At 55.6% G+C, this 26,014-nt stretch carries 23 protein-coding genes and 1 tRNA gene; 10 read left to right on the top strand and 14 right to left on the bottom strand.

Features of this window, described 5'->3' with window-relative positions; genetic code table 11:
• Window positions 1-11 precede the first annotated feature (11 nt).
• The gene (gene mnmC / locus KIF87_RS05325; RefSeq protein ID WP_213328127.1) at window positions 12-2,009 is read left to right on the top strand and encodes a bifunctional tRNA (5-methylaminomethyl-2-thiouridine)(34)-methyltransferase MnmC2/FAD-dependent 5-carboxymethylaminomethyl-2-thiouridine(34) oxidoreductase MnmC1; all 1,998 of its coding nucleotides are present in this window, start codon (window positions 12-14) and stop codon (window positions 2,007-2,009) included.
• Window positions 2,010-2,066: 57 nt separating this feature from the next.
• Here the strand turns inward: mnmC and KIF87_RS05320 are convergent, their stop codons facing one another.
• Genes KIF87_RS05320 through prmB form a run of 6 tightly spaced genes read right to left on the bottom strand, consistent with a single transcriptional unit; the run spans window position 2,067 to window position 6,618 of the window.
• Window positions 2,067-2,345 (bottom strand): YfcL family protein, encoded by a 279-nt coding sequence (locus tag KIF87_RS05320; protein WP_029740204.1) that lies wholly within the window; start codon window positions 2,343-2,345, stop codon window positions 2,067-2,069.
• 13 nt (window positions 2,346-2,358) lie between these two features.
• On the bottom strand, window positions 2,359-2,904 hold the full coding sequence (locus KIF87_RS05315; protein WP_033146101.1) for an elongation factor P hydroxylase: 546 nt from the start codon (window positions 2,902-2,904) through the stop codon (window positions 2,359-2,361).
• Window positions 2,904-3,713, bottom strand: a complete 810-nt coding sequence (locus KIF87_RS05310) for a sulfite exporter TauE/SafE family protein (protein WP_121425240.1) — start codon at window positions 3,711-3,713, stop codon at window positions 2,904-2,906. Before KIF87_RS05310 ends, KIF87_RS05315 begins: the two co-directional genes overlap by 1 nt.
• The gene (mepA, locus tag KIF87_RS05305; protein ID WP_024908935.1) at window positions 3,713-4,537 is read right to left on the bottom strand and encodes a penicillin-insensitive murein endopeptidase; all 825 of its coding nucleotides are present in this window, start codon (window positions 4,535-4,537) and stop codon (window positions 3,713-3,715) included. Before mepA ends, KIF87_RS05310 begins: the two co-directional genes overlap by 1 nt.
• A 2-nt stretch (window positions 4,538-4,539) precedes the next feature.
• Complete coding sequence (gene aroC, locus KIF87_RS05300) at window positions 4,540-5,625, bottom strand: chorismate synthase (protein ID WP_029742149.1); 1,086 nt, start codon at window positions 5,623-5,625, stop codon at window positions 4,540-4,542.
• A 60-nt stretch (window positions 5,626-5,685) separates the two neighbouring features.
• Window positions 5,686-6,618, bottom strand: a complete 933-nt coding sequence (gene prmB / locus KIF87_RS05295) for a 50S ribosomal protein L3 N(5)-glutamine methyltransferase (RefSeq protein ID WP_008502612.1) — start codon at window positions 6,616-6,618, stop codon at window positions 5,686-5,688.
• 145 nt (window positions 6,619-6,763) lie between these two features.
• Between prmB and smrB the strand changes: the two genes are divergently transcribed.
• Window positions 6,764-7,315, top strand: coding sequence for an endonuclease SmrB (gene smrB, locus KIF87_RS05290; protein WP_032643455.1), 552 nt, complete (start codon window positions 6,764-6,766; stop codon window positions 7,313-7,315).
• Between the two features lie 46 nt (window positions 7,316-7,361).
• Here smrB and sixA read toward each other — a convergent pair whose 3' ends face one another.
• The 4 genes from sixA to KIF87_RS05270 form a co-directional block, all read right to left on the bottom strand.
• Window positions 7,362-7,847, bottom strand: coding sequence for a phosphohistidine phosphatase SixA (sixA, locus tag KIF87_RS05285; RefSeq protein WP_045330962.1), 486 nt, complete (start codon window positions 7,845-7,847; stop codon window positions 7,362-7,364).
• Between the two features lie 209 nt (window positions 7,848-8,056).
• The gene (fadJ, locus tag KIF87_RS05280; protein ID WP_213328126.1) at window positions 8,057-10,204 is read right to left on the bottom strand and encodes a fatty acid oxidation complex subunit alpha FadJ; all 2,148 of its coding nucleotides are present in this window, start codon (window positions 10,202-10,204) and stop codon (window positions 8,057-8,059) included.
• Window positions 10,204-11,514: an acetyl-CoA C-acyltransferase FadI gene (fadI, locus tag KIF87_RS05275; protein WP_063145391.1), complete on the bottom strand. Its 1,311-nt coding sequence runs from the start codon at window positions 11,512-11,514 to the stop codon at window positions 10,204-10,206. The genes fadJ and fadI overlap by 1 nt, the downstream gene beginning before the upstream one ends.
• Window positions 11,515-11,750: 236 nt before the next feature.
• Entirely contained in the window at window positions 11,751-12,035 is a 285-nt protein-coding gene (locus tag KIF87_RS05270) for a YfcZ/YiiS family protein (protein WP_024907659.1), read from the bottom strand.
• A gap of 366 nt (window positions 12,036-12,401) precedes the next feature.
• On the opposite strand from KIF87_RS05270, the gene fadL reads away from it, so the two are divergent.
• Window positions 12,402-13,730 carry a long-chain fatty acid transporter FadL gene (gene fadL, locus KIF87_RS05265; protein WP_029740162.1) on the top strand — a complete coding sequence of 443 codons (1,329 nt, stop codon included), beginning with the start codon at window positions 12,402-12,404 and terminating at the stop codon, window positions 13,728-13,730.
• Window positions 13,731-13,774: 44 nt separating this feature from the next.
• Here the strand turns inward: fadL and mlaA are convergent, their stop codons facing one another.
• Window positions 13,775-14,527 carry a phospholipid-binding lipoprotein MlaA gene (gene mlaA / locus KIF87_RS05260; protein WP_213328125.1) on the bottom strand — a complete coding sequence of 251 codons (753 nt, stop codon included), beginning with the start codon at window positions 14,525-14,527 and terminating at the stop codon, window positions 13,775-13,777.
• 315 nt (window positions 14,528-14,842) lie between these two features.
• On the opposite strand from mlaA, the gene KIF87_RS05255 reads away from it, so the two are divergent.
• From KIF87_RS05255 to ypdK, 4 genes are all read left to right on the top strand, one after another.
• On the top strand, window positions 14,843-15,772 hold the full coding sequence (locus KIF87_RS05255) for a formate/nitrite transporter family protein (RefSeq protein ID WP_063145782.1): 930 nt from the start codon (window positions 14,843-14,845) through the stop codon (window positions 15,770-15,772).
• Between the two features lie 75 nt (window positions 15,773-15,847).
• Window positions 15,848-15,922, top strand: a tRNA-Arg gene (locus tag KIF87_RS05250).
• 449 nt (window positions 15,923-16,371) lie between these two features.
• On the top strand, window positions 16,372-17,328 hold the full coding sequence (gene lpxP, locus KIF87_RS05245; protein ID WP_213328124.1) for a kdo(2)-lipid IV(A) palmitoleoyltransferase: 957 nt from the start codon (window positions 16,372-16,374) through the stop codon (window positions 17,326-17,328).
• Window positions 17,329-17,686: 358 nt separating this feature from the next.
• Entirely contained in the window at window positions 17,687-17,758 is a 72-nt protein-coding gene (gene ypdK / locus KIF87_RS23455) for a membrane protein YpdK (RefSeq protein WP_099458937.1), read from the top strand.
• Window positions 17,759-17,810: 52 nt separating this feature from the next.
• Here the strand turns inward: ypdK and alaC are convergent, their stop codons facing one another.
• Complete coding sequence (gene alaC, locus KIF87_RS05235) at window positions 17,811-19,049, bottom strand: alanine transaminase (RefSeq protein WP_213328123.1); 1,239 nt, start codon at window positions 19,047-19,049, stop codon at window positions 17,811-17,813.
• Window positions 19,050-19,435: 386 nt separating this feature from the next.
• On the opposite strand from alaC, the gene KIF87_RS05230 reads away from it, so the two are divergent.
• Entirely contained in the window at window positions 19,436-21,142 is a 1,707-nt protein-coding gene (locus tag KIF87_RS05230) for a LytS/YhcK type 5TM receptor domain-containing protein (protein WP_213328122.1), read from the top strand.
• 3 nt (window positions 21,143-21,145) lie between these two features.
• Window positions 21,146-21,877, top strand: a complete 732-nt coding sequence (locus KIF87_RS05225; protein ID WP_213328121.1) for a LytR/AlgR family response regulator transcription factor — start codon at window positions 21,146-21,148, stop codon at window positions 21,875-21,877.
• 35 nt (window positions 21,878-21,912) lie between these two features.
• Here the strand turns inward: KIF87_RS05225 and glk are convergent, their stop codons facing one another.
• Complete coding sequence (gene glk / locus KIF87_RS05220; RefSeq protein WP_023332935.1) at window positions 21,913-22,878, bottom strand: glucokinase; 966 nt, start codon at window positions 22,876-22,878, stop codon at window positions 21,913-21,915.
• Between the two features lie 205 nt (window positions 22,879-23,083).
• Between glk and KIF87_RS05215 the strand changes: the two genes are divergently transcribed.
• A complete protein-coding gene (locus KIF87_RS05215) occupies window positions 23,084-24,319 on the top strand; it encodes an ion channel protein (protein WP_213328120.1) in 1,236 nt (411 codons plus the stop codon).
• Here KIF87_RS05215 and ipdC read toward each other — a convergent pair whose 3' ends face one another.
• The gene (ipdC, locus tag KIF87_RS05210) at window positions 24,320-25,978 is read right to left on the bottom strand and encodes an indolepyruvate decarboxylase (protein ID WP_213328119.1); all 1,659 of its coding nucleotides are present in this window, start codon (window positions 25,976-25,978) and stop codon (window positions 24,320-24,322) included.
• Between the last annotated feature and the right edge of the window lie 36 nt (window positions 25,979-26,014).

The following is a 26,014-nucleotide window of genomic DNA, read 5'->3' as shown; positions in this document are numbered from 1 at the left end:
GAGTAACTTACGTGAAACAAAACGCTATACAACCCGCCAACCTCGAATTCAACGCTGAGGGTACACCTGTTTCCCGAGATTTTGATGACGTCTATTTTTCTAATGATAACGGACTCGAAGAAACTCGCTATGTTTTCCTCGACGGAAACCAGCTCAGCACCCGTTTCCCGGAGCATCCGCGGAGCCTGTTTGTGGTCGCGGAAAGTGGATTCGGCACCGGGCTGAATTTTTTAACCCTCTGGCAGGCTTTTAACCAGTTTCACGCTGCACACCCTGAGGCTACGCTACAAAGATTACATTTCATCAGTTTCGAAAAATTCCCGCTCACCGCGCACGATCTGCGGCTCGCTCATCAGCGTTGGCCTGAGCTTGCCACCCTGGCGGAACAGCTTCAGGCGCAGTGGCCGCCTCACATCGGCGGCTGCCACCGTCTGATTCTGGACGGCGGACGCGTAACGCTGGATTTATGGCTTGGCGACATCAATGACCTGACCGATACGCTCGATGATTCGATGAATCAGACGGTGGACGCGTGGTTCCTGGACGGCTTTGCCCCCGCCAAAAACCCGGACATGTGGAGCCAGCATCTGTTTAGCGCGATGGCGCGGCTGGCCCGTCCTGGCGCAACGCTTGCCACCTTCACCTCGGCAGGCTTTGTCCGCCGCGGGCTGCAGGAGGCGGGTTTTACCATGCAGAAGACCAAAGGCTTTGGCCGCAAGCGCGACATGCTGGTCGGCAGGATGGAACAGACGCTGGACGTTCCCGCTCAGGCGCCCTGGTTTGCACGCCGCGCCAGCGCAGCACGTGAGGTGGCGATAGTCGGCGGGGGGATCGCCAGCGCCCTGCTGTCCCTCGCGCTTCTCCACCGCGGCTGGCAGGTCACGCTCTACTGTGCTGACGATGCGCCAGCAAGCGGCGCGTCCGGCAATCGCCAGGGGGCGCTCTATCCGCTTTTAAGCGCGCACGACCCGGCCCTGTTCCGGTTTTTCCCGGCGGCGTTTACCTTCGCCCGTCGCCTGTACGACGCCCTGCCGGTGGCGTTTGACCATGACTGGTGCGGCGTGACGCAGCTCGGCTGGGATGAAAAGAGCCAGCAAAAAATCACGCAGATGCTGTCGCTGGGCCTGCCTGACGAGATTGCCCGCGCGGTAAGTGCACAAGAGGTGGCAGACACCGCTGGCGTGGAAACCGGCTGTGGGGGCATTCAGTATCCGCTCGGCGGCTGGCTGTGTCCGGCTGAACTGACCGCGGCGGTCATTGCCCTGGCGCAGTCGCGCGGGCTGACGGCGCATTATGCTCACACCGTTGAATCGTTGAGACGGACAGAACGCTGGAATCTGCGTTTTGCCGATGGCAAAGCGGCGAGCCATGCCTGCGTTGTGCTGGCAAACGGGCATAACATCAGCCAGTTTATCCAGACAGAAACGCTGCCGGTTTATCCGGTCGGCGGCCAGGTGAGCCATATTCCTTCCGCACCCGAACTGAGCAAACTGCGTCAGGTGCTGTGCTATGACGGCTATCTGACGCCGCAAAATCCGTCTAACGGCCATCACTGCATCGGGGCCAGCTACCATCGTGGCGAAACGGATATGCGCTACAGCGACGCGGATCAGGCGCAGAACCGCCAGCGCCTGATTGACTGTTTCCCAGATGCGGCGTGGGCGAAAGAGGTTGACGTCAGCGAGGGGGAAGCGCGCTGCGGCGTGCGCTGCGCCACCCGCGATCATCTGCCGATGGCGGGAAATGTGCCAGACTATGAGGCGACGCTTGAGGCCTATCAGGACCTTGCTGATAACCGGGATAATGCGGTAAGCGCGCCGGTTTATCCGGAGCTGTATATGCTGGGTGGATTAGGATCTCGCGGGCTGTGTTCCGCACCGCTGCTGGCAGAAGTGTTAGCCGCGCAAATGAGCGACGAGCCGATTCCGCTGGACAGGGTTACACTTGCTGGGCTGAATCCGAATCGCTTGTGGGTACGGAAACTGCTGAAGGGGAAGAAGGTTAAGTAGGGTGTGGCCTGGTGCCCTCACCCGTCCCTCTCCCCGTGGGAGAGGGTGGTGAAACACTTACTTCGCTTTCGCCTGCTGGAACAAAGTGTCCCACATGCCCAGCACCAGCGACTGGTCGCGCGGAGAGAGCTCCCCGGCCAAAATGGCTTTTTCCAGACTGCGAGTGACTTCAGCGTGAACGGCATCGGCAGAGTGATCGTCACCCGCTTCCAGCTCGGCTACCGCGAGCGTCAGGTGACCACGCAGATAACCGCTGGCGAACAGCTCATCATCACTGGCGTGTTCCACCATGTCATCAATTAACGCCAGAATGCGTGATTCAAATTCTGCGATCATCTTCTTTCCTCTGTTAAAGATCTTCCGGCCAAGGGAAGCATTCCGCCGTGATAACCGGCGTGTGGTAATAATTCTGTAAGGCCTCGATCAGGCGTGCCGGACGTTCCGGGATGCCTTTCTCAAGATATTCCATCACCTGCGCATGCACACGGCGCTGGAAGACGATACGGTCTGGCTCGAAGTCGCCTTCGAGGTTGTCACAGCTCACGTTGAACGGGAAACCCGCCGCGACGCAGAATAGCCATTCCAGCGCCTGCGGCTTCACTTCCACATCCTCAAACTGCCCCTGCGTTGCGGCGTCACGTCCGTCCGGGCAGTACCAGTAGCCGAAGTCCACCAGCTCGCGCCGCGCTTTACCCGCAATGCACCAGTGTGAAATCTCGTGCAAGCCGCTGGCGTAAAAGCCGTGGGCAAAGACGATGCGGTTATACGGAACCTCTGCATCAGCAGGAAGATAGATCGGTTCGTCGTCGCCTTTAATCAGACGGGTATTAAAATCGTCAGCAAAACAGCCGTCGAAAATCTCAATCAGCTGTTCGTATTTATGCGTACTGTTCATTAGTGCATCCCCAACCAGGTGAGGATCTCCTGTCCATGGCTGTCATAAAGAAGTTTGGCGCTCATTACGGCCGAGACGATGACGATCATCGGGCGAATCAGTTTTTGTCCTTTGCTTAACACCAGACGCGAGCCCGCGCGCGCGCCCAGGAACTGCCCTGCCATCATCACAAATCCGGTTGCCCAGATGACCTTACCGCCGATGATAAACAGCAGCAGGCCGCCGACGTTTGAGGTCGCGTTGAGCACTTTGGCATGGGCAGTGGATTTGGCGAGGTTAAACCCGGCCAGCGTCACGAACGCCAGCGCATAAAATGAACCGGCCCCCGGCCCGAAGAAACCGTCGTAAAAACCCACACAGCCCCCGGCAATCAGCGCAAACGGCAGGCCGTGCAGACGACGCTGGCGGTCCTCTTCACCGAGCTTTGGCATCAGCAAAAAGTAGAGGCCAATGCAGATAACCAGAATCGGCAGGATCTGACGCAAAATATCAGACTGCACGTGCTGAACCAGCAGCGCACCTGAGGTCGAGCCGATAAAGGTCATCAGAATATTCAGCTTCTGATCGGCAAGGTTTACCACCTTACGCCGAATAAAGTAGAGCGACGCAGAGAGCGATCCGCCGCAGGCCTGAAGTTTGTTCGTGGCGAGCGCCTGGGCAGGGCTCATCCCCACCGCCAGCAGTGCCGGAACGGTCAGCAAACCGCCCCCGCCCGCCAGGGCATCGATAAAACCGGCTAACATCGCAACAAAAAACAGTGCCGCCAGCATCCACGGTGACACCATAAACAGATCGACGAAATTATCCATTAAAGTACATGCTCATCCAGTAGCGCCTGGCAGGAAGGCGGCAACGGAGGCGGTGTCTTCTTCTCAGGCTTAGAGGTTCCAGGTTTTGCCGGTTCAAACCAGCTTTGCAGTTCCGCACCGCAGCCATCGCCTGGCGGCGGTAGCGGCTGATCTTCACATTCCAGGCTATTTGCCGGGCAGCGCAGACGAACGTGCATGTGCGCACGATGCTGGAACCACGGGCGCACTTTGCGCAGCCAGTCGCGATCGGTTCCGGCATCCAGACAAAGCTGCTGCTTGATGGCCGGGTTAACGAAAATCCGCGTGACGTCGTTATCTTCCGCGGCCAGCTTGATCATGCTGGATACGTCCCGCGTCCACAGGGACGGCACAACGCGCTTACCGTCGCTCGCCACCAGATCCAGCGCCTGCGGTTTCAGTAGTTGGGCAGAGGTCCAGCGGGTTTTCGGCAGCTGCAGGAAGATATCGACATCCAGTCCGGTCTGGTGACTGGCGTGTCCACCGTTAAAGCGACCGCCGGCAGGCATCCCCATATCGCCAATCAGCATCGTGCCCAGCCCCAGGTTATGCACCTGGTTTCCCAGACGCTGGATGAACAGCACCAGATCCGGGTGGCCGAAATAACGTCGCTGATCGGTGCGCATCACCTGATAGGTATCAGACTGGAGAGGAAGCTCCTGGGCACCGACGATACAGCCGTTGGAAAAGGCGCCAATGGACTGCGCGCTCCCCGCCACCGGGTGGGTGATTTTTTGCCATGGCGTCGCGGCCAGACTGGCTCCACTGGCAAGCAGCGCCAGCAGAGCAATTGCGGTTTTTTTCATGTTTACCAGCGTGGAATGGTGGTCGTCACATCCGCATTCTGCGCGCGCTGGCGCAGGAAGTGATCCATCAGCACGATCGCCAGCATCGCTTCAGCGATCGGCACCGCGCGGATCCCCACGCACGGATCGTGACGACCTTTGGTGATCATCTCAACTTCTTCGCCATCGCGGTTAATCGTGTGGCCCGGCACGGTGATGCTGGAGGTCGGCTTCAGCGCGATGTTGGCAACAATCTGCTGCCCGCTGCTGATACCGCCCAGGATGCCGCCCGCATGGTTGCTCTGGAAGCCCGCCTTCGTGATTTCGTCGCGGTTCTGACTGCCGCGAAGCTGAACCACGTCAAAGCCGTCGCCAATCTCTACGCCCTTCACCGCGTTGATGCTCATCAGCGCGTGGGCAATGTCGGCGTCGAGACGGTCAAATACCGGCTCGCCCCAGCCAGCCGGGACACCATCGGCCACCACGGTGACTTTCGCCCCAATAGAGTCGCCCTCTTTTTTCAGGCCGCGCATCAGTTCGTCCAGCGCCTCCAGCTTGTCGGCATCGGCGCAGAAGAACGGGTTTTGTTCAACCTGATCCCAGTCTTTGATCGCCAGCGGAATGTCGCCCATCTGGGTCAGACAGCCGCGAATGACGATGCCAAACTTCTGCTGCAGGTATTTCTTAGCAATCGCCCCTGCCGCCACGCGCATCGCGGTTTCACGCGCGGAAGAACGCCCGCCGCCGCGATAGTCGCGGAAGCCGTACTTTTGTTCGTAGGTGTAGTCGGCGTGGCCCGGACGGAAGACGTCTTTGATGGCGCCGTAGTCCTGGGACCGCTGATCGGTGTTTTCGATCAGCAGACCAATGCTGGTCCCGGTGGTGCGGCCTTCAAAGACGCCGGAAAGAATTTTTACCTGGTCCGGCTCGCGACGCTGCGTGGTGTAGCGAGAGGTGCCCGGACGACGACGGTCGAGGTCGTGCTGTAAATCGGCTTCGGTCAGTTCGATGCCTGGCGGTACGCCATCAACGATACAGCCCAGCGCCAGCCCGTGCGACTCGCCAAAGGTGGTCACGCGGAATAACTGTCCAATACTGTTTCCTGCCATCACGGCTCCGATATTGTTGTTTGTGTTTGAGCGTTGTGAAACGGGCCGAAGCCCGCTGGATTAATCTTTATAGATGCTGAAGTGTTCGCGCGCGTCGAGCAGCTGCGCTTTGGTCAGCATAAAGACGCCGTCACCGCCGTTGTCGAACTCAAGCCAGGTGAACGGCACATCCGGGTACTGCTCTATCAGATGTACCATGCTGTTGCCCACTTCACAAATCAGAACGCCGTCGTCGGTCAGATAATCCGGCGCGCAGGCCAGAATGCGGCGGGTCAGCTTCAGGCCGTCAGAGCCTGACGCCAGACCCAGCTCCGGCTCGTGACGGTATTCGTTCGGCAGATCGGACATGTCTTCCGCATCAACGTACGGCGGGTTGGTGACGATCAGATCGTACTGCAGCGTCGGCAGATCGCGGAACAGGTCAGAGCGAATTGGCGTAACGTGATGGATCAGGCCGTGCTCTTCAATGTTGTGCTCGGTTACGGCCAGCGCGTCGGTAGAGATATCGACGGCGTCCACTTCCGCTTCCGGGAAGGCGTACGCGCAGGCAATCGCGATGCAGCCGCTGCCGGTACACATATCCAGAATGTGCTGCGGCTGATGGCCGATCAGACCTTCAAAGTGGTTGTTAATCAGCTCGCCAATCGGCGAGCGCGGCACCAGCACGCGTTCATCGACATAGAACTCGTGGCCGCAGAACCAGGCTTTGTTGGTCAGGTAGGCGACCGGAATGCGCTCGTTCACGCGGCGGATCACGCGCTCAACGATGCGGTGTTTTTCGCTGGAGGTCAGGCGCGCGGTGCGCATGTCTTCCGGGATATCCAGCGGCAGGTAGAGGGACGGCAGCACCAGCTGCACGGCTTCATCCCACGGGTTATCGGTACCGTGACCGTACCAGATATTAGCGGCGCTGAAGCGGCTAACCGACCAGCGCAACATGTCCTGTATGGTATGCAGCTCGTTTACTGCTTCATCGACAAATATTTTATCCACTCTTTCCTCCAGGGCATGCTCGCATAATTTTCGGCGGCTAGTTTGCCATGAAGACGGCGATAAATCAGCAATGACGCGTCTCGCTTGAGGTTAAAAAATGCGTTTAGTCGGGTACACTGTCGGAAATACGAGATGAGAATGACGAATGAAAAAGAAAACATCGCTCAGCGAGGAGGATCAGGCGCTCTTCCAACAGCTAATGACCGGGACGCGTAAAATCACGCAGGACACCATCGTCCATCGCCCGCAGCGTAAAAAAATCAGCGAAGTACCGGTCAAACGCCTGCTGCAGGAGCAGGCGGATAACAGCCACTATTTTTCAGATGAATTTCAGCCGCTGCTCAATACGCAGGGGGCTGTAAAATACGTACGCGAAGACGTCAGCCATTTTGAGCTGAAAAAGTTACGTCGCGGAGATTATTCGCCGGAGCTGTTTCTCGATCTCCACGGTTTAACGCAGATGCAGGCAAAACAGGAGCTGGGGGCGTTGATCGCTGCCTGTCGCCGTGAACATGTTTTCTGCGCCTGCGTGATGCATGGCCACGGTAAACATATCCTCAAACAACAGACGCCGCTATGGCTGGCTCAGCATCCACACGTGATGGCTTTTCATCAGGCACCCAAAGAGTACGGCGGAGATGCCGCATTGCTGGTGTTGATTGAAGTGGAAGAGTGGCAGCCGCCAGAGTTGCCCTGACAGAATGGCGGGAAGCACATTGCACCCCGCCATATCGCACGTCACGTCAGATCGCTTTTGCCATCTTCAGGTTGCACGGACTCATTTGCCAGTTGAAGACACCTTTGCCCGTTTCGTCGAGAGAAACATTGGCAATGGCGGATGTCGTGAACATCGGCGGGGTCTCGCCTGGGCACAGCTCAGATACCAGATAGCCAACCAGTGGCAGGTGGGAAATGACCAGCGCGGAAGCGACACCTTCATTGCACAGCGCCTGAAGATAAGCGCTGACAAGGCCTACATCGCCACATGGGGTGAGTTCAGGGAGAACATCCACACTGGATGGCAGGTTCATACACTCCCCTACCACGTCCAGCGTCTGTTCTGCACGCAGGAACGGACTCACCAGAACGCGTTCGATGTCCACTTTTTGACCGTTAAGCCAGGTCGCCATCAGACGAGATTCGTCGCAGCCACAGACGGTCAAAGGACGTACTGAGTCACTGGCGGCATCGAGTGCCGCGTCGCCGTGACGCATGATAAAAACTTGCATATTGCACCGCTTTTGTTAACCAGAATCACCGGCGTTAACTACCCGCGATAAATGCTGCGAGGTAGAAAACCCGATGGTCGGGCATTGTGCCTGATCCATTCGGTGAATGAAACGCTGTTTTTTACCTCAATGGCGTAAGTATAGTCAATCTCTGTTTACAAAATCGCCAGAACAGGTTCATTCACTTCCGGATTTACCCTTCTTTGACCTCAGCTTACGAGGACAGTTTCCCTTGCAGGCCAAAATGTCTGGCCGCGTTCCGCCATCTGCAATAATTCGTCACACGGTGTAAACCGTGGACCATATTGCGAAGCCAGACGTTGCAGGATAGCAACCACTTCACCCGTGCCGAGCGTATCCATGTAACGGAACGGACCGCCAAGGAACGGCGGGAAACCAATGCCAAATACCGCGCCGATGTCACCATCGCGTGCGCTCTTGATCACCTGTTCACCAAAGCAGCGTGCCGCTTCATTGAGCATCATCATCACGCAGCGCTCAGCGCACTGAACGGCGGACAGTTTTCCCTGACCGGTGGTCGAAATAAGCCCATAAACCGAAGGGTCGAGCTGTTTCTTGCTTTTACGCCCTTTCGCGCCGTAAAGATAGAAACCGCGTTCATTTTTTCTGCCTTTGCGATCGTCCTTCAAAATCGCAGAAACAATGTTTGCAGGTGGGCTAAAACGATCGCCATATGCGGCTTCCAGCACTGGTATAATTTTAGTGCCGGTATCTATTCCCACCTCATCCAAAAGTTGGATTGGGCCAACGGGGAAACCAAACTTTACCAATGCCTCGTCGACGTGCTCGATTTTCTCGCCTTCCGTCAGCAACCGCATTGCTTCATTAATGTAGGGAGCCAGAATGCGGTTAACGTAGAAGCCGGCTTTATCTGCTACCACGATCGGCGTTTTACCCTGCTTCTTCGCAAGCTTGACTACCGTAGCGATGGTTTGCGGACTGGTGGTCGCATGCGGAATCACCTCCACCAGCGGCATTTTTTCGACCGGGCTAAAGAAATGCAGTCCGATCACCTGCTCCGGACGCTCGGCTTTCGCCGCGATATCGCCAATGGATAATGACGACGTATTGGAGGCAAAAATGGTATGCGGGGCGCAATGTTGCTCAACGTCTGCCACCATCTGCTGCTTAAGCGCCAGATCCTCAAACACGGCTTCAATCACCAGATCGCGGTGCGCAAAACCGCTGTAATCCGTGGTACCGGAAATCATCGACAGGGTTTTATCACGCTCGCTTGCCTTGATATGGCGGCGTTTGACCTTTTGATCAAGGTTCTGCCAGCTGTACTGCAGCGCGTGGTTGATCCCCTTAGGATTAATGTCTTTGATTCGTACAGGTAATTTGCCTTTGCTGGCGGTAACAAAAGCGATACCGCCGCCCATGAGCCCCCCGCCCAGTACGCCAATGGCACGCAGTGGCGCAGATTCTGCCTCGCTGCCGGGATCTTTTTTCACGTCCGTGCTGGCGAAGAAGATGCTGCGCAATGCCTGTGACTGCGGCGTCATCGCCAGTTCGCCAAAGGCTTTAGCTTCAGCGGCATAGCCGCTGCTGCTGCCTTGCGACAGCCCGGTTTCGATCACGTCGAGGATCCGCTTTGCCGCCGGGTAATTGCCTTTGGTTTTTTGTTCGGTCTTTTTGCCCACCATGCTGAACAGGAGCGTTCTCCCCAGCGGGCCGGCCAGCACGCGCTCACGTACCGGCAGAGGACGTTTTTCCTGACGCCCTTTCAGCGCAAGCTCAACGGCGGCCTCCAGCAAAATGGACTGCGGCACAACGTCATCGACCAGACCGGCTTTCAGCGCCTGACGGGCGCGCAGCTGTTTACCGGTTAAGATCATCTCCAGCGCCGTGCTGACGCCCACCAGGCGCGGCAGTCGTTGCGTTCCGCCGGAGCCTGGCAGCAGGCCCAGCTGCACTTCCGGCAAACCCAGAATGGTTTTCGCATCGTCAGTACAAATCCGGCTATGGCAGGCCAGCGCCAGCTCTAGCCCGCCGCCCAGACAGGCGCCGTGGATCGCGGCAATGACCGGGATCGGCAGGCCGTTAATCTCCGCCATCACCTGCTGGCCCTGACGCGCCAGCTCTTCGGCTTCCAGAGCGCTTTGCGCCCGGGCGATCATGTTGATATCGGCCCCGGCGATAAAGTTATCCGGCTTGGCAGAGATAAACACCAGACCACGAATGGCTTTGTTGTCGCGGATCTGCTTTAGCATCGCGCGCACCTGAACACCAAATTCGGCCTTCAGGGTATTCATCTTTTCATCAGGCACATCAATAGTGATAACGGCCACGTTATCGAGGCGAACCGTCAGATTAAATGCAGATGGCATATCCATTATTCAGCCTCCAGAACCATTGCTGCGCCAAGGCCACCCGCAGCACAGGCGGTAACAAGGCCAAACCCGCCGCCACGGCGACGGAGTTCATGTAATGTTTGTGTGATCATCCTCGCCCCTGTGGCGGCAAACGGATGACCATAGGCGATAGAGCCGCCCAGCACGTTGAATTTACTCTGATCCACTTCGCCCGTGGCGTGGGCGCGGCCCAGCACATCGCGCGCGAAACGCTCGCTTGCCAGCAGCTGTACGTTTGCCAGGGTTTGCGCGGCAAACGCTTCGTGCATATCAATCAGGGTTAAATCAGCCAGCGTCAGCCCCGCGCGCTCCAGTGCCAGCGGCGTGGACCACGCCGGACCTAACAGCATGTCCTGCCAGACATCAATGGCGGTGAAAGCATAGCTGCGTAAATACCCCAGGGGAGTGATGCCCAGCTCCTTCGCGCGGGATTCGGTCATCAGGATCACGGCGGCTGCGCCATCCGTCAGCGGCGTGCTGTTCGCCGCCGTCACCGTGCCGTGCTTGCGGTCAAACGCCGGGCGCAGCTTTGCGTAATCCGCCAGCGTCGAGGTGCCGCGAATATTGTTATCTTCCGCGAGCGGTTCACGGTAAGGCGGGATGTAAGCCGTCATCACCTCGTCGGCAAGTTTGCCTTCCGACCAGGCCTTCGCAGCGAGCTGGTGCGAACGATGCGCCAGGGCATCCTGCTGTTCACGGGTAATACCATACGTTTTAGCCATCTGCTCGGCGGTATCGCCCATGCGCAGGCCGGTGGAGTATTCCGCGACGGCAGGTGGTACAGGCATGAGGTCGCGCAGGCGTAAACGTGAGAAGAGTTTGAGTTTCTGACCCATCGTGCGGGCTTTATTGGCATCCACCAGGATGCGCGCCAGCTTTTTACTGACCCCAATCGGCAGCACTGAAGAGGAGTCCGCCCCACCCGCAATCCCGGCGCGAATTGTGCCTGCCATCAGGCTTTCAGCGACGTTAGCCACGGCCTGGAAACTGGTCGCACAGGCGCGGCTGACGCTGTAGGCATCGGTATGCACGTTCATCCCGGTACCGAGGACGATTTCACGCGCAATGTTGGGGGCTTCTGGCATCTGCACAACCTGACCGAACACCAGCTGTTCAATGACCTCAGGCGGAATTTCGCTGCGAGCCAGCATCTCCCCCACTACCATTTTCCCCAGGTCGACGGCCGGTATGCCATGAAACGCCGTTGCCTGACGCGCAAATGGCGTGCGCAATCCACTGACTATGGCAATTCGATCGCCCTGACGGGTAATAAGCGGTAATGCCTGACTCATAACACTCCCCTGTAAAAAATTTTCTCAAACATAAAGTGGTCTGACCTGATAATAGTCTTAACCATTTTTTTACATTCAGCCAATCGGGGAAACGAAAAAGTGCGAGCTAAGGCACAGAGAAGAAAAAGAAAATGCCCCAAGGAAAAAGCAAAACGGTAACCCGTAGGTTACCGTTTTTAGTGTTTGCACCCTCTCCCGTGGGAGAGGGTCGGGGTGAGGGCATCAGGCCGCAGAGATTAACGCAGGCCCAGCTGGAAAATCAGCGTTTCTGCTTCGCAGGCGAAGACAAAGTCGATGTCCAGCTTCACGCCGCCTTCCACTTCGGTAAAGGTAGACTTGATTTCACACGGATCGGATTCAACGTCACGCGCACGCTTGCTCAGTGCGGTCAGGGTCTCTTCCGCTTCTGCGCGGTTGGTGAATACGCGGCTGTAAGAGGCGGTGCAATCGGTGTTGTCCATAATGGTCCCAACATCCATACAGCAGCAAACCGGGGTTTCATCAGCACTGCATTTACTCATAGCTCAATTTCCTCTGTATTCGCGCAGCGCGCGAGATAAACACGATGCTGCTATTTTACGCCCCGGCGCGGGCTCTCTCCAGCCGTTAATGGCGCAAAATCGGATAAGTGACCAATATCACACTAAAAAATGATCTAAAACAAAAACCACCCTTTTGGGTGAGTCGCGATGGTCACAATTTTGCCAACCAGATCTCGTTTCACGAAACATGTTTGAAAATATTAATAAACAAACTTGCAACATTCAGGCTGGTCAGACCTATACTCTGGCCACTGGTCTGATTTGTCTGTCATACCTCAGACCCTACACTTCGCGCTCCTGTTACGGTATGTAACAATTATTGAATAAAAATAACTCAATGAGGTTATGGTCATGAGCCAGAAAACCCTGTTCAACAAGACTGCGCTGGCAGTCGCAGTGGCACTCGTCTCCACTTCCGCCTGGTCAGCGGGCTTTCAGTTAAACGAATTTTCTTCCTCTGGCCTTGGCCGTGCGTATTCCGGGGAAGGCGCTATTGCTGATGATGCAGGTAACGCGAGTCGTAACCCTGCATTAATCATGATGTTTGATCGTCCGACTTTCTCTGCCGGTGCTATTTTTGTCGATCCAGGCGTTGATATCTCGGGCCGTTCTCCGACAGGTGCCGATCTGAAATCGGATAACATTGCCCCAACGGCATGGGTTCCAAACATGCACTTCGTGGCGCCGATCAACGACCAGTTTGGCTGGGGTGCATCCGTGACCTCTAACTACGGTTTAGCAACCGAGTTCAATAACGACTATGCAGCTGGGGCGTTTGGCGGTAAAACCGACCTGGAAACCCTGAACCTGAACCTGAGCGGTGCTTACCGTCTGGATAATCACTGGAGCTTCGGCGTAGGCTTTGACGCTGTGTATGCTAAAGCGAAGATCGAACGTTACGCGGGCGACCTGGGTAAAGTCGTTGCTGGCTCAGGCGCGCTACCACCAGCCCTGGCACAGCGAGTGGCTGGTATCCCAGCAGACACTCAGATTGCTTATCTGAAGGGCGACGAATGGGGCTTTGGCTGGAACGCCGGTATCCTCTATGAACTCGATAAAAACAACCGTTACGGCTTTACCTACCGTTCCGAAGTAAAAATCGACTTTGATGGCGATTACAAAAGCAGCCTCCCTTCTGCTTATAACCAGATCCTCGGCAACTTCGGTCTTCCTATGGGGACCAATGGCCAAACCACTGGCGGCTCTCTGAGCCTGCACTTACCAGAAATGTGGGAATTGTCGGGTTATAACAAAGTGGCGCCACAGTGGGCAGTTCACTATAGCCTGACCTACACCAGCTGGAGCCAGTTCCAGGAGCTGAAGGCGACCAACAGCAACGGCGACACGCTCTTCTATAAAGATGAGAGCTTCCGTGATGCTTACCGCATCGCGCTGGGGACCACCTACTATATGGATGACAACTGGACATTCCGTACCGGTATTGCCTTCGATGATAGTCCGGTACCAGCAGACAAACGCTCTATCTCTATTCCGGATCAGGACCGCTTCTGGCTGAGCGCAGGTGCGACCTATGCATTCAACAAAGATGCCTCTATTGATGCGGGCATCTCTTATATGCACGGTCAAAAAGTTAACTTCAAGGAAGGTCCGTATGAGTTCTCTTCCGAAGGTAAAGCCTGGCTGTACGGCATGAACTTCAACTACGCGTTCTAATTGCGCTGAAATCAAAAAAGGTGAGCATTGCTCACCTTTTTTATTTATTCCGAATCGATGTCTTTCAGTTCGTTTTCGATCGCCTTCGCGTTTGGATTCTCTTCCGGCTTAAGCTTACCGCCGTTGGCAATAAAGTCATGATTCTGGAAGTACGCTTCACGTACCATAATGTACGGGTCAGAAGACTGGCGCAGCAGACCATCAGAGTCGAGCAGTTGCGCGCGGGTTTCAATCCCTTCCACCGTCCATTTACCCACCGACAGCGGCCAGGTCAGCCATGACAAGACCGGATACAGCGTATCCGCCATATCGCCGCCATCATCACGGAGGGTAAAACTACCGTAGAACGGTAAATGCATGTACGGACCATACCCGACGCCGTAGTGCCCCATCGTGCTGCCGAAACGGTGCGGCTGTTCACGCTGCAGTTTCGGATTAGCCATACCTGCAACATCAATAAAGCCACCCATCCCCAGAATGGAGTTCAGGAAGAAGCGGGTAAAGTGGACCATCCCCTGATACGGGTCGCCCTGAAGGAAGTAGTTCACCATTACCGCAGGCTCTTCGAGGTTGCTGGTAAAGTTACTTAACCCGTTACGCGCAGGTTGTGGAACATAATCGCGCCATGCTACAGCCACCGGACGAACCACATACGGGTCCAGTACGTTGTAGTTGAAGCTATACATTGAGCGGTTAAATCCTTCGAGAGGATCGGAGCGTCCCGTTTGCTCACCGGAGCTGGCGCAGCCCACAAGCATCGTCGCGCCAAGCGCAAGCGCCGACAGCCGAAGTTTCATAAATATCTCCCTGTTCAGTATGGCTATCGTTGATTGCCATCCGTAACGGAGCCGTTGACGCTCCGTCTGTAAACGTGCAAGCGATTGTAACAGCACGTTTACCGATGTCTATGAGCACAATTACGGGCAGTAACCACCGTGACTCTGATCTCAGCATAGCCTGGCTTTTGGAATTCGTTTCGCTGGCAATTTTATAATGACTTTGAAAGAGATGTATCACCTTTGTTGTCATTGCCGCCAATTTAAGAGCATCCCCACAGGCATCCCGATAAAAGCCGCTACGCTTAACAGAAAGATCAACCTCCGGGAGCAAATATGAAAGACGTGGGCGAAGAAAAAATTGGCGAGAACAATGAGGATCTTGAAATTGAAAGCGAGGAGAAAGCGCGCGGCGAGAAGATAGAAATTGATGAAGATCGCCTCCCCTCCCGCGCGATGGCCATCCACGAACATATCCGCCAGGATGGCGAAAAGGAGATGGAGCGCGACGCGATGGCCCTCTTCTGGTCAGCCATCGCTGCCGGGCTCTCTATGGGCGCGTCACTGCTCGCAAAAGGGATATTTCATGTGCAGCTGGAAGGCGTGCCCGGCGGATTTTTACTGGAGAACCTCGGCTATACCTTTGGCTTTATTATCGTCATCATGGCCCGCCAGCAGCTGTTTACCGAAAACACGGTGACCGCCGTGCTGCCGGTGATGCAAAACCCCACCCTCGGCAATTTCGGTTTATTGATGCGGCTTTGGAGCGTGGTCCTGCTGGGTAATATTATCGGCACGGGGATCGCAGCATGGGCGTTTGAATATATGCCGATCTTTGATGAACCCACCCGGGATGCGTTTGTGAAAATTGGCATGGATGTGATGAAAAACACCCCGATCGAGATGTTCTCAAATGCCATCATCTCCGGCTGGATTATCGCCACGATGGTCTGGATGTTTCCTTCAGCGGGGAGCGCCAAAATTGTGGTGATCATATTGATGACGTGGCTGATTGCGCTGGCGGACACCACGCATATTGTGGTCGGTACCGTGGAAATCCTCTATCTGGTCTTTAACGGTACGCTTCACTGGAGCGATTTTTTCTGGCCGTTCGCCCTTCCGACGCTGGCGGGAAACATCTGCGGCGGAACGTTTATCTTTGCGCTGTTAAGCCATGCCCAAATCCGCAACGACATGTCGAACAAACGCAAAGCTGAGCTTAAGGCACGGGAAAATGATGATAAATCGACAAAAAAATCGACCTGAACGGTGACTCTTTGAGCAGTCAGGCGGCAATGCGCTTAACCCAAAGTGTAAATAGAGCTATACTCGTGCCGCCTCGTCCCCTTAGTTAAATGGATATAACGAGCCCCTCCTAAGGGCTAGTTGCAGGTTCGATTCCTGCAGGGGACACCATGCTCAGTCAATCTTTTCAGCGCAACGATAATCCGGCACGCACCGTATCCTTCCGGTAAAATTCTCAAATAACCCTGTTTCAGCCGTAGTAATCCTCATCCAAGCCTTGCAAGGACGTGACAGCTCGGCGGCAATCCGTTGGATCCCATACAAAAAAAGCCCATCTGGTATGGCCACATCCAGCCCGCTCAACAGCGTACACATCAGATACAACTGTTATGCCCCAGCAAAGACGCCATACCACGTTGAAGTCTATAAAATCTGTAAAATCAAACACCTCCCAAACTGCCGCTTTTTTAATCAAAAACGAGTAATAGCACATATCGTATAACGGTGTTACATTATGCCGCCCACCCAATGTCAGCTATGGCCAGGTAACGCCGTAAAGATCGGTAAAGCCTGCAACCATGACCTTGTACTACGGTCTAATAGGCACGTGGTATCGCACTATGCGTTACTTTCACCGGCTCTACATAGGTTTCTCTATTTTGTCTCAATCCAATTTCAAACGCGCATTTTTGCACCCGCGTTACTGGTTCACATGGTTTGGTCTTGGCGTACTCTGGCTGCTGGTTCAACTTCCGTACCCTGTTCTGCGTTTGCTGGGATCTAAACTGGGCAGCGCTTCCCGCGTTTTCCTGAAACGTCGCGAATCCATCGCGCGTAAAAATCTTGAGCTTTGCTTTCCTCAGTACAACGCTGAAGAGCGCGAGAAACTCATCGCTGAAAACTTCAAGTCTATCGGCATGGCGCTGCTTGAAACCGGCATGGCCTGGTTCTGGCCGGATGAGCGTGTCCGCAAGTGGTTTGACGTGGAAGGCCTGGATAACCTTAAGCGCGCACAGATGCAAAAGCGCGGCGTGATGGTCGTTGGCGTTCACTTTATGTCGCTGGAGCTGGGCGGCCGCGTGATGGGGCTTTGTCAGCCAATGATGGCAACCTACAGACCGCACAACAGTGCGCTGATGGAGTGGGTGCAGACGCGAGGCCGCATGCGTTCCAATAAGGCGATGATCAGCCGTAACAACCTGCGCGGTATGGTCGGTGCCCTCAAGAAAGGTGAAGCCGTCTGGTTTGCACCCGATCAGGATTATGGACGTAAAGGCAGCAGCTTTGCGCCCTTCTTTGCGGTGAAAGACGTTGCGACGACTAACGGCACCTTTGTCATTTCGCGTCTGTCTGGCGCCTCCATGCTGACCGTGACGATGGTGAGAAAAGCAGATAAGTCAGGCTATCGTCTGCACATCTCGCCTGAAATGGCTAACTACCCGGAAAACGAGTGCGAAGCCGCAGCGTTTATCAATAAAGTTATCGAAACTGAAATCATGCGTGCGCCAGAGCAGTATCTTTGGATGCATCGCCGTTTCAAAACGCGCCCTCTTGGCGAAGCCTCTCTCTATATTTAAGTCTTCCGGGAAGGTTAGTTTCGCTAAGAAACTAACCTTTTCAATCACCTGTCTTGCCGCTGAAAAACCGTCTTTGATTGCGTCGCCCAAAGTGAATTTATTGCGAAGCGAAATCAAACTGTCGCCGTTCCACGACACTCGTAAGTGACGGAAATTATTTAAAAAAATGCCTCTTGTCACCCCTCATTTTTAGGCGTACATTAGCGCCGTCTGGCAACAGGAAAGCACAGAATTCTGAGCTGGAGTTAACGGCGTAACGGGAAAATTCTCATTTCCGTTTTGACCGGATTTCAGTTCTCTATAATCAGGTGGACTCTGTTTTTAAATGCGTACCACAAGATACGCGGAGCGATGAAACGTGAAATATTTCTTTATGGGCATTTCGGTGATTGTTTTAGTCTGGGCCGGAACCTTTGCCCTGATGATCTAGTGAAGAACATGCAGTCAAAAAAACAGGAGCCATCGGCTCCTGTTTTTTTATGTCATGACGACGCGGGGTGTTCTGCGACGCTCTTTGAGGTGAGAAGACCGTCGGCCCGGAACATACTCTTGATGCCCCTCACCGCCTGACGAATACGGTCGCTGTTTTCAATCAGGGCAAATCGCACATGGGTGTCGCCGTAATCACCAAAGCCAATGCCCGGTGACACACACACCTTCGCATCCTGCAGCAGTTTTTTGGCAAACTCCAGCGAGCCCATCGCCGCATATGGCTCCGGAATTTTCGCCCAGACGTACATAGATGCTTTCGGCATTTCCACCATCCAGCCCGCTTCATGCAGCCCTTTTACCAGCACGTCGCGACGGCGCTTATACTGGGCGGCAATCTCGTGAACACACTGCTGGTCGCCTTCCAGGGCAGCGATAGCCGCGACCTGCAGCGGCGTGAAGGTACCATAGTCGTGATAACTCTTAATGCGCGCCAGTGCATTCACCAGCGTTTTGTTACCCACCATAAAGCCAATACGCCAGCCCGCCATGTTGTAGCTTTTCGACAGGGTAAAGAACTCTACCGCCACGTCACGCGCGCCCGGGACCTGCATAATCGACGGGGCTTTCCAGCCGTCATAGACGATGTCCGCATAGGCTAAATCGTGAACCACCAGCACGTCATAACGCTTGGCCAGCGCGACAACTTTCTCGAAGAAATCAAGCTCCACGCACTGGGCCGTTGGGTTCGACGGGAAACCGAGGATCATCATCTTGGGTTTCGGATAGCTTTCGCGAATCGCACGTTCCAGCTCGTTAAAGAAATCGACACCTTCCACCAGCGGCACGGAGCGGACCTGCGCCCCGGCAATCACCGCGCCGTAGATATGGATCGGGTAGCTTGGATTAGGCACCAGCACCGTATCGCCATGATCCAGCGTGGCAAGCATCAGGTGTGCCAGCCCCTCTTTCGAGCCGATGGTGACAATCGCTTCACTTTCCGGATCGATATCAACCTGATAGCGATCCTGATACCAGCGCGAGATCGCGCGACGTAACCTGGGAATACCGCGAGAGGTTGAGTAGCCGTGCGTATCCGGGCGCTGGGCAACCGTGCAGAGCTTCTCAACGATATGCGGTGGCGTTGGGCCGTCAGGGTTACCCATGCTGAAATCAATGATATCTTCGCCGCGCCGACGCGCAGCCATTTTCAGCTCAGCAGTGATATTGAAAACATAAGGGGGGAGACGATCGATACGCGTAAAACGGCGTTCAGGACTGAATTCAGCCATAGATTCCTCAGATTAACGTTAGCGCCCGGACCGTCCGAGCGACGCTGCCACCGATGTGGCATGTTTAGAAAATAACCTGAAAAAAATCATGCTGTCGAGAGGGAAATGAAAAAAAAGCGATCGTCTGAAAACAGGAACTCGGCTGCGCCTAAAAGCGGAAGCCTCTGTTTCGGGATCGGCTTTCTGATAGCCGTTGTTTAACATGATGATATCAAACCAGTTACCTGACGGTGCGCGGGCATGGAAAAAACAGGACGCATCGGTCACCGCCAGATAATCCCCTTTGCAAATTATGGTTTTTCCTCATTTGATAAACCTGACGGATAGCTGGTCAATACGCGCCAGGTTTTTTATCATGGTTCTTTCCCGTTATCCCAGGTCTACTCGTGCACGAAATATTCACTATGCTGCTGGCGGTTTTTGACCGCGCGGCATTAATGCTGATTTGCCTGTTCTTCCTCATTCGCGTTCGCCTGTTTCGCGAGCTGTTGCACAAATCAGCCCACTCGCCAAAAGAGCTGCTGGCCGTTACCGCCATCTTTTCGCTGTTCGCCCTGTTCAGCACCTGGTCCGGCGTGCCGGTAGAGGGTTCGCTGGTTAACGTGCGCATAATCGCCGTCATGTCCGGCGGGATTTTGTTTGGTCCGTGGGTGGGCGTCATCACCGGCCTGATTGCCGGGACGCACCGCTACCTGATTGATATCGGTGGCGTAACGGCAGTGCCGTGCTTTATCACCAGCATTATCGCCGGGGTGCTTTCCGGCTGGATCAGCCGAAAAATCCCGAAAAAACAGCGCTGGCGCGCCGGGATTGTTGCAGGCATGGTGTGCGAAACGCTGACCATGATCCTGGTCGTCGTCTGGGCCCCCACCACCGCGCTGGGGTTGGATATCGTCTCGAAAATCGGTATCCCGATGATCCTGGGCAGCGTGTGCATCGGTTTTATCGTGCTGCTGGTGCAAAGCGTAGAAGGGGAAAAAGAGGCCAGCGCCGCCCGTCAGGCCAAGCTGGCGCTGGATATCGCCAACAAAACGCTGCCGCTTTTCCGCCACGTTAACGCGGAATCGTTGCGTCAGGTCTGCGAGATTATCCGTCACGACATCCATGCTGACGCCGTCGCCATCACCAACATTGACCACGTGCTGGCCTACGTTGGCGTCGGGGAACACAACTATCGCGACAACGATGACACCATCAGCCCGACCACCAGGCAGGCGATTAACTACGGTAAAATCATTATTAAAAACAATGATGAAGCCCACCGAACGCCGGAGATCCACTCGATGCTGGTGATCCCGCTGTGGGAGAAAGGCGTCGTGACGGGTACCCTGAAAATTTATTACTGTCACGCGCATCAGATCACCTCCTCCCTGCAGGAGATGGCGATTGGCCTGTCGCAGATTATCTCCACCCAGCTTGAGGTTTCGCGGGCGGAACAGCTGCGTGAGATGGCAAATAAGGCAGAGCTGCGCGCGCTGCAGAGCAAAATCAATCCCCATTTCCTGTTTAACGCGCTGAACGCTATCTCCTCGTCCATTCGTCTTAATCCGGACACCGCGCGCCAGCTGATTTTCAACCTGTCGCGCTATCTGCGCTACAACATCGAACTGAAAGATGACGAGCAGATCGACATTAAAAAAGAGCTGTATCAAATCAAGGACTACATCGCGATTGAGCAGGCACGTTTTGGCGACAAGCTCACGGTCATTTACGATATTGATGAAGAGGTCAACTGCGTGATCCCGAGCCTGCTTATCCAGCCGCTGGTCGAAAACGCGATTGTTCACGGTATTCAGCCCTGTAAAGGCAAAGGCGTCGTCACCATCAGCGTGACCGAAAGCGGCAACCGCGTGCGTATTGCCGTGCGCGATACCGGCCACGGGATTGATCCAAAAGTCATTGAGCGCGTGGAGTCTAACGAGATGCCCGGAAATAAAATCGGCCTGCTGAACGTGCACCACCGGGTCAAGCTGCTTTACGGCGACGGACTGCATATTCACCGTCTTGAGCCGGGCACCGAAATTTCTTTTTACGTCCCGAATGAGCGCTCTCTCGCACATACGACGACATCACTGTTGCCCCAGGTGGAGTAGCCTATGAAAGTTATCATCGTAGAAGATGAATTCCTGGCTCAGCAGGAGCTCACCTGGCTTATTAAAACCCACAGCCAGATGGAGATTGTGGGTACGTTTGATGATGGTCTGGACGTGCTGAAGTTTTTGCAGCATAACCGGGTCGACGCCATTTTCCTGGATATCAATATCCCGTCGCTGGATGGCGTATTGCTGGCGCAAAACATCAATCAGTTTGCCCATAAGCCGTTTATCGTTTTCGTTACCGCCTGGAAAGAGCACGCCGTAGAGGCCTTCGAGCTGGAGGCGTTTGACTACATTCTTAAGCCTTATCAGGAGTCGCGGATTGTCAGCATGCTGCAAAAGCTGGAGGCCGCATGGCAGCAGCAGACCGCCCCCGCTAGCGCCACCCCAGCGGTACGGGAAAACGACACCATTAATCTGGTCAAAGACGAGCGCATCATCGTGACGCCGGTCAATGATATCTACTATGCCGAAGCCCATGAAAAGATGACGTTTGTCTATACGCGGCGGGAATCGTACGTGATGGCAATGAACATCACCGAGTTTTGCAGCAAGCTGCCAGCGGCACACTTTTTCCGCTGCCACCGTTCGTTCTGCGTGAATTTAAACAAGATCCGCGAGATCGAACCCTGGTTTAACAACACCTACATTTTGCGTCTGAAGGATCTGGATTTTCAGGTGCCGGTGAGCCGCAGCAAGGTGAAAGAGTTCCGCCAGCTGATGCACCTGTAAAGAAAGCGCCCTCTCCCGCGGGAGAGGGCTATGCGTCAGAGGATTTGACCAAGAACCTGACGCAGATGGGCGCCCGAACCCAGCAGGCCAGGGTTATCATGCACGATCAGATAAACCGGAATGTCCTGCACGTAGCTTCTGAAGCGCCCTTTATCTTCAAACCCGCCGCGGAAGCCCGAGGCTTTAAAGAAGTCGAGGAAGCGCGGTACGATCCCGCCCGCAATATAGACCCCACCGAAGGTGCCCAGCGTTAGCGCCAGGTTGCCGCCAAAACGTCCCATGATCACGCAGAACAGCGACAGGGCACGACGGCAGTCAATGCAGCTGTCCGCCAGCGCGCGTTCGGTGACGTCTTTCGGCTGCAGGTTTTCCGGCAGACGACCGTCAGATTTCACAATCGCCCGGTAGAGGTTCACCAGCCCCGGACCTGAAAGGACGCGCTCGGCGGAGACGTGGCCGATCTCAGCGCGTAATTCTTCGAGGATAATGCCCTCTTCTTCGCTGTTTGGCGCAAAGTCTACGTGGCCGCCTTCACCCGGCAGGCTCACCCAGCGCTGGGCAACATGCACCAGATGCGAAACGCCCAGGCCGGTACCGGCCCCGTAAACCGCAATCGGCTTGCCTTCGACCGGTTCAGCGCCGCCAAACTGGATCAGATGCTCAGGCTTCAGCATCGGGATCGCCATGGACACCGCGGTGAAGTCATTGATGATTTCAAGATGCGAAAAACCGAGGTTTTTTTTCATCTCTGCGATGGAGAATGCCCAGGTATGGTTGGTCATTGCGACCCAGTCGCCGGTTATCGGGCAGGCAATCGCGATGCAGCCGTCTTCAACGCTTACCTGATGCTCGTCCAGATAGACGCGGACAACGGCCTCAAGGCTTGGATAATCCAGCCCTGAGTAGGTTTTCGCCCGGGAAATCTCACCGCTACTTACATCGCATAATGCGAGGCGCGCGTTCGTGCCGCCCACATCACCTACCAAAGCATACTTTGTCATTCTTCTACTGCTCCGCTAAAGTCAGAATAAATCTTTGGGACACTGTAAATTCAAGGCGTGATAACAACAACGGCCGTAAGGTGAATGCCCATGGATTATCGATCTTCGTCACAGAATAACTTTACCGTTTCAGCACCTTTTGCACTATTGCCATAAAGCTTAATGTGCAAAGTAACGTAATACCGTTTTGTACAAGGAAATCATCATGCTCCACCCGCGAGCCAGAACCATGCTGTTGCTGGCCATTCCGGCGTTAATCATTGGCGTGGCCTCAAGCCTGGTGCTCATTGTCGTGATGAAAGTCGCGTCGGTGCTGCAAACAATATTATGGACAGCGCTTCCGGCAAAACTGGGGGCCACTGCAGATTCTCCTGCCTGGATCGTTGTGATGCTGACGTTGACCGGTATTGCGGTGGGCCTGGTAATCCGTTTCAGTCCCGGCCATGCTGGACCAGACCCGGCACAGGAACCGCTGATTGGCGCCCCGGTTTCCCCTTCGGCACTGCCGGGGCTGATTATCGCGTTGATTATCGGTCTGGCGGGCGGCGTTAGCCTGGGGCCTGAGCATCCGATTATGGCGGTGAATATTGGCCTGGCGGTTTTCCTCGGCTCACGCATTTTGCCCCGGGTCGGCGCGCTGGACTGGACCATTCTCGCCTCAGCAGGCACCATCGGGGCGCTTTTCGGCACGCCCGTCGCTGCCGCACTGATCTTTTCGCAGACGCTCAGCAGCAATAACGACGTCCCGCTGTGGGATAAGCTGTTTGCGCCGCTGATGGCCGCAGCCGCTGGCGCGTTGACGACCAGCCTGTTTTTCCATCCCCATTTTTCACTCTCCCTTCCCCACTACGGCCAGATGCAGATAGCCGATATTTTCAGCGGCGCCATCGTTGTCGCCATCGCCATCGCGCTGGGGATGGTCGCGGTATGGTGTCTTCCCCGCCTGCACCGGCTGGTGCATAAACTGAAGCACCCGGTGTTAATCCTGGGGGCCGGAGGTTTGATTCTTGGTATTTTAGGGGCAATCGGCGGGACGGTGACTTTGTTCAAAGGTCTGGACGAGATGCAGCAGCTGGCCTTCAGCCAGGTGTTCAGCGTCTCCGACTATCTGCTGTTTGCCGTGATTAAGCTGGCCGCGCTGGTGGTGGCTGCAGCCTGCGGTTTTCGCGGTGGACGCATCTTCCCGGCGGTCTTTGTTGGCGTAGCGCTGGGGCTGATGCTGCACGAACATGTCGATGCGGTGCCGGCGGCCATTACCGTCTCCTGCTCTATTCTGGGGCTGGTTCTGGTGGTCACGCGCGACGCGTGGCTCAGCCTGTTTATGGCGGCGGTGGTGGTACCCGATTCAACGCTTTTCCCCCTGCTCTGTATCGTGATGTTGCCCGCCTGGCTCCTGCTGGCGGGCAAACCGATGATGATGGCCTGGCGAAACGACAAGTGATCAGGCGTTATTGCGCGCTTCCAGCGCTCTGGTAAGCGCCCCCAGCAGCGGTGGGATATCTGCTTTCGGCAGCATCACCTCAATCAGCGAGAGCCGCTCGTGGTGCGCGACTTTTTCCAGTACGTCCGCCAGCTCCTCCGCTTCACTGACTCGCCAGCTCTGGGCCTGAGGATCAAGGCTCAGGGCCTGCGGGATTTGCGTCCAGTTCCATAGCGCGATGTCGTTATACCGCTGCTCCGGCCCGTGGATCGCTCTTTCCACCGTGTACCCTTCGTTGTTAAGGACCAGAATGATGGGGTGTTGTTTATCCCGCAGCATCGAGCCAAGCTCCTGGATGGTGAGCTGCGCCGCGCCATCCCCCGTCAGCACAATCACGCGCCGGTTCGGGCAGGCGGTTTGCGCGCCAAATGCCGCCGCCAGCGTGTAGCCAATCGATCCCCACAGCGGCTGGACGATAAAATTCACGTCAGCCGGAAGACGAAGGTCGATCGCGCCGAAGGCAGAGGTTCCCTGATCCGCAAGAATGATGTCTCCCGGGCGGATAAACGTCTGCAACGTTTTCCAGAAATTCTCCTGCGTCAGCGAGCCATCCGGCTGCGGATAGGCCATCGCGCTTTGAGAGGCCGGTAGCGGCGTATCGTGCACGTGCTGTTTACACAGCTCCACCAGCGTTTCGATTGCCTGGAGCATGGGGATGCCGGTAAACCAGACGTCGCCGACGCGTGAGGCATGAGGCTGAACTTCAATTGTTTGTGACGGGGTTAACTGATGCGTGAAGCCAGCGGTCAGGGTATCGGTAAATCGCGTGCCGATGCACAGCACCGTGTCTGCCCCTTCAATCGCCTCCTTTACCGCGCCGGCGCTGGCCGAACCGCTGTAGGTGCCGTAAAAGCCGGCGTGACGCTCGTCAAATATGCCTTTCCCCATCAGCATGGTGGCGTGCGCCATCGGCACGTCCTTAACCCATTTCTGCAAGGCATGCTTCAGGCCATGGCGCAGGACAAGGAAATCGGCCAGCAGCGCAGTACGCTTGCTCATGGCCAGCCTGTTCTCTGCGGCATCCCGGAACGCTTTCAGGCAGGCGCTATCGGCATGCGCGTGCCGGAGAGTGAGAGCGTTTACAGGCGGCGTGGCGGCCTTTTTAGCCACGTCGGCGGGCAACATCAGATAGCCGGGGCGACGTTCCCGGAGCATGGTAGTTAACACCCGGTCAATCTCATAGCAGGCGTTTTGTTCGGTCAGGATCGCCTGTGCAGCGGTGATGGGTTCGCTCATATGGTAAAAATGACGAAACTCACCGTCGCCCAGCGTATGGTGCAGCAGTTCCCCTCTTTGCTGTGACGCCGTACCCGGCGCGCCCACAATATGCAGCACCGGAACGTGCTCGGCATAGCTGCCCGCAATGCCATTCATCGCACTTAACTCTCCTACGCCAAATGTCGTCAGCAGCGCGGCGAAGCCCTTACATCGGGCATATCCGTCCGCGGCATAGGAAGCATTTAACTCGTTGGCACAACCCACCCAGCAGATATCCGGGCTGTCTATCACATGGTCGAGAAACTGCAGGTTATAGTCGCCCGGCACGCCAAACAGATGATCGGCTCCACAATCTGTAAGACGGTCCAGCAGGTAATCGGCGACGCAGTATGGGGTACGCATAAACAGGTATCCTTCTAATGTTGACCTCACCTTGAG

The sequence above is a fragment of the Enterobacter sp. 120016 genome, assembly GCF_018383635.1.
Classification (GTDB): Bacteria; Pseudomonadota; Gammaproteobacteria; order Enterobacterales; family Enterobacteriaceae; genus Enterobacter; species Enterobacter asburiae_D.
The sequence above is the reverse complement of the archived record's forward strand: the minus strand, read 5'-3'. Positions and strand labels throughout refer to the sequence as shown.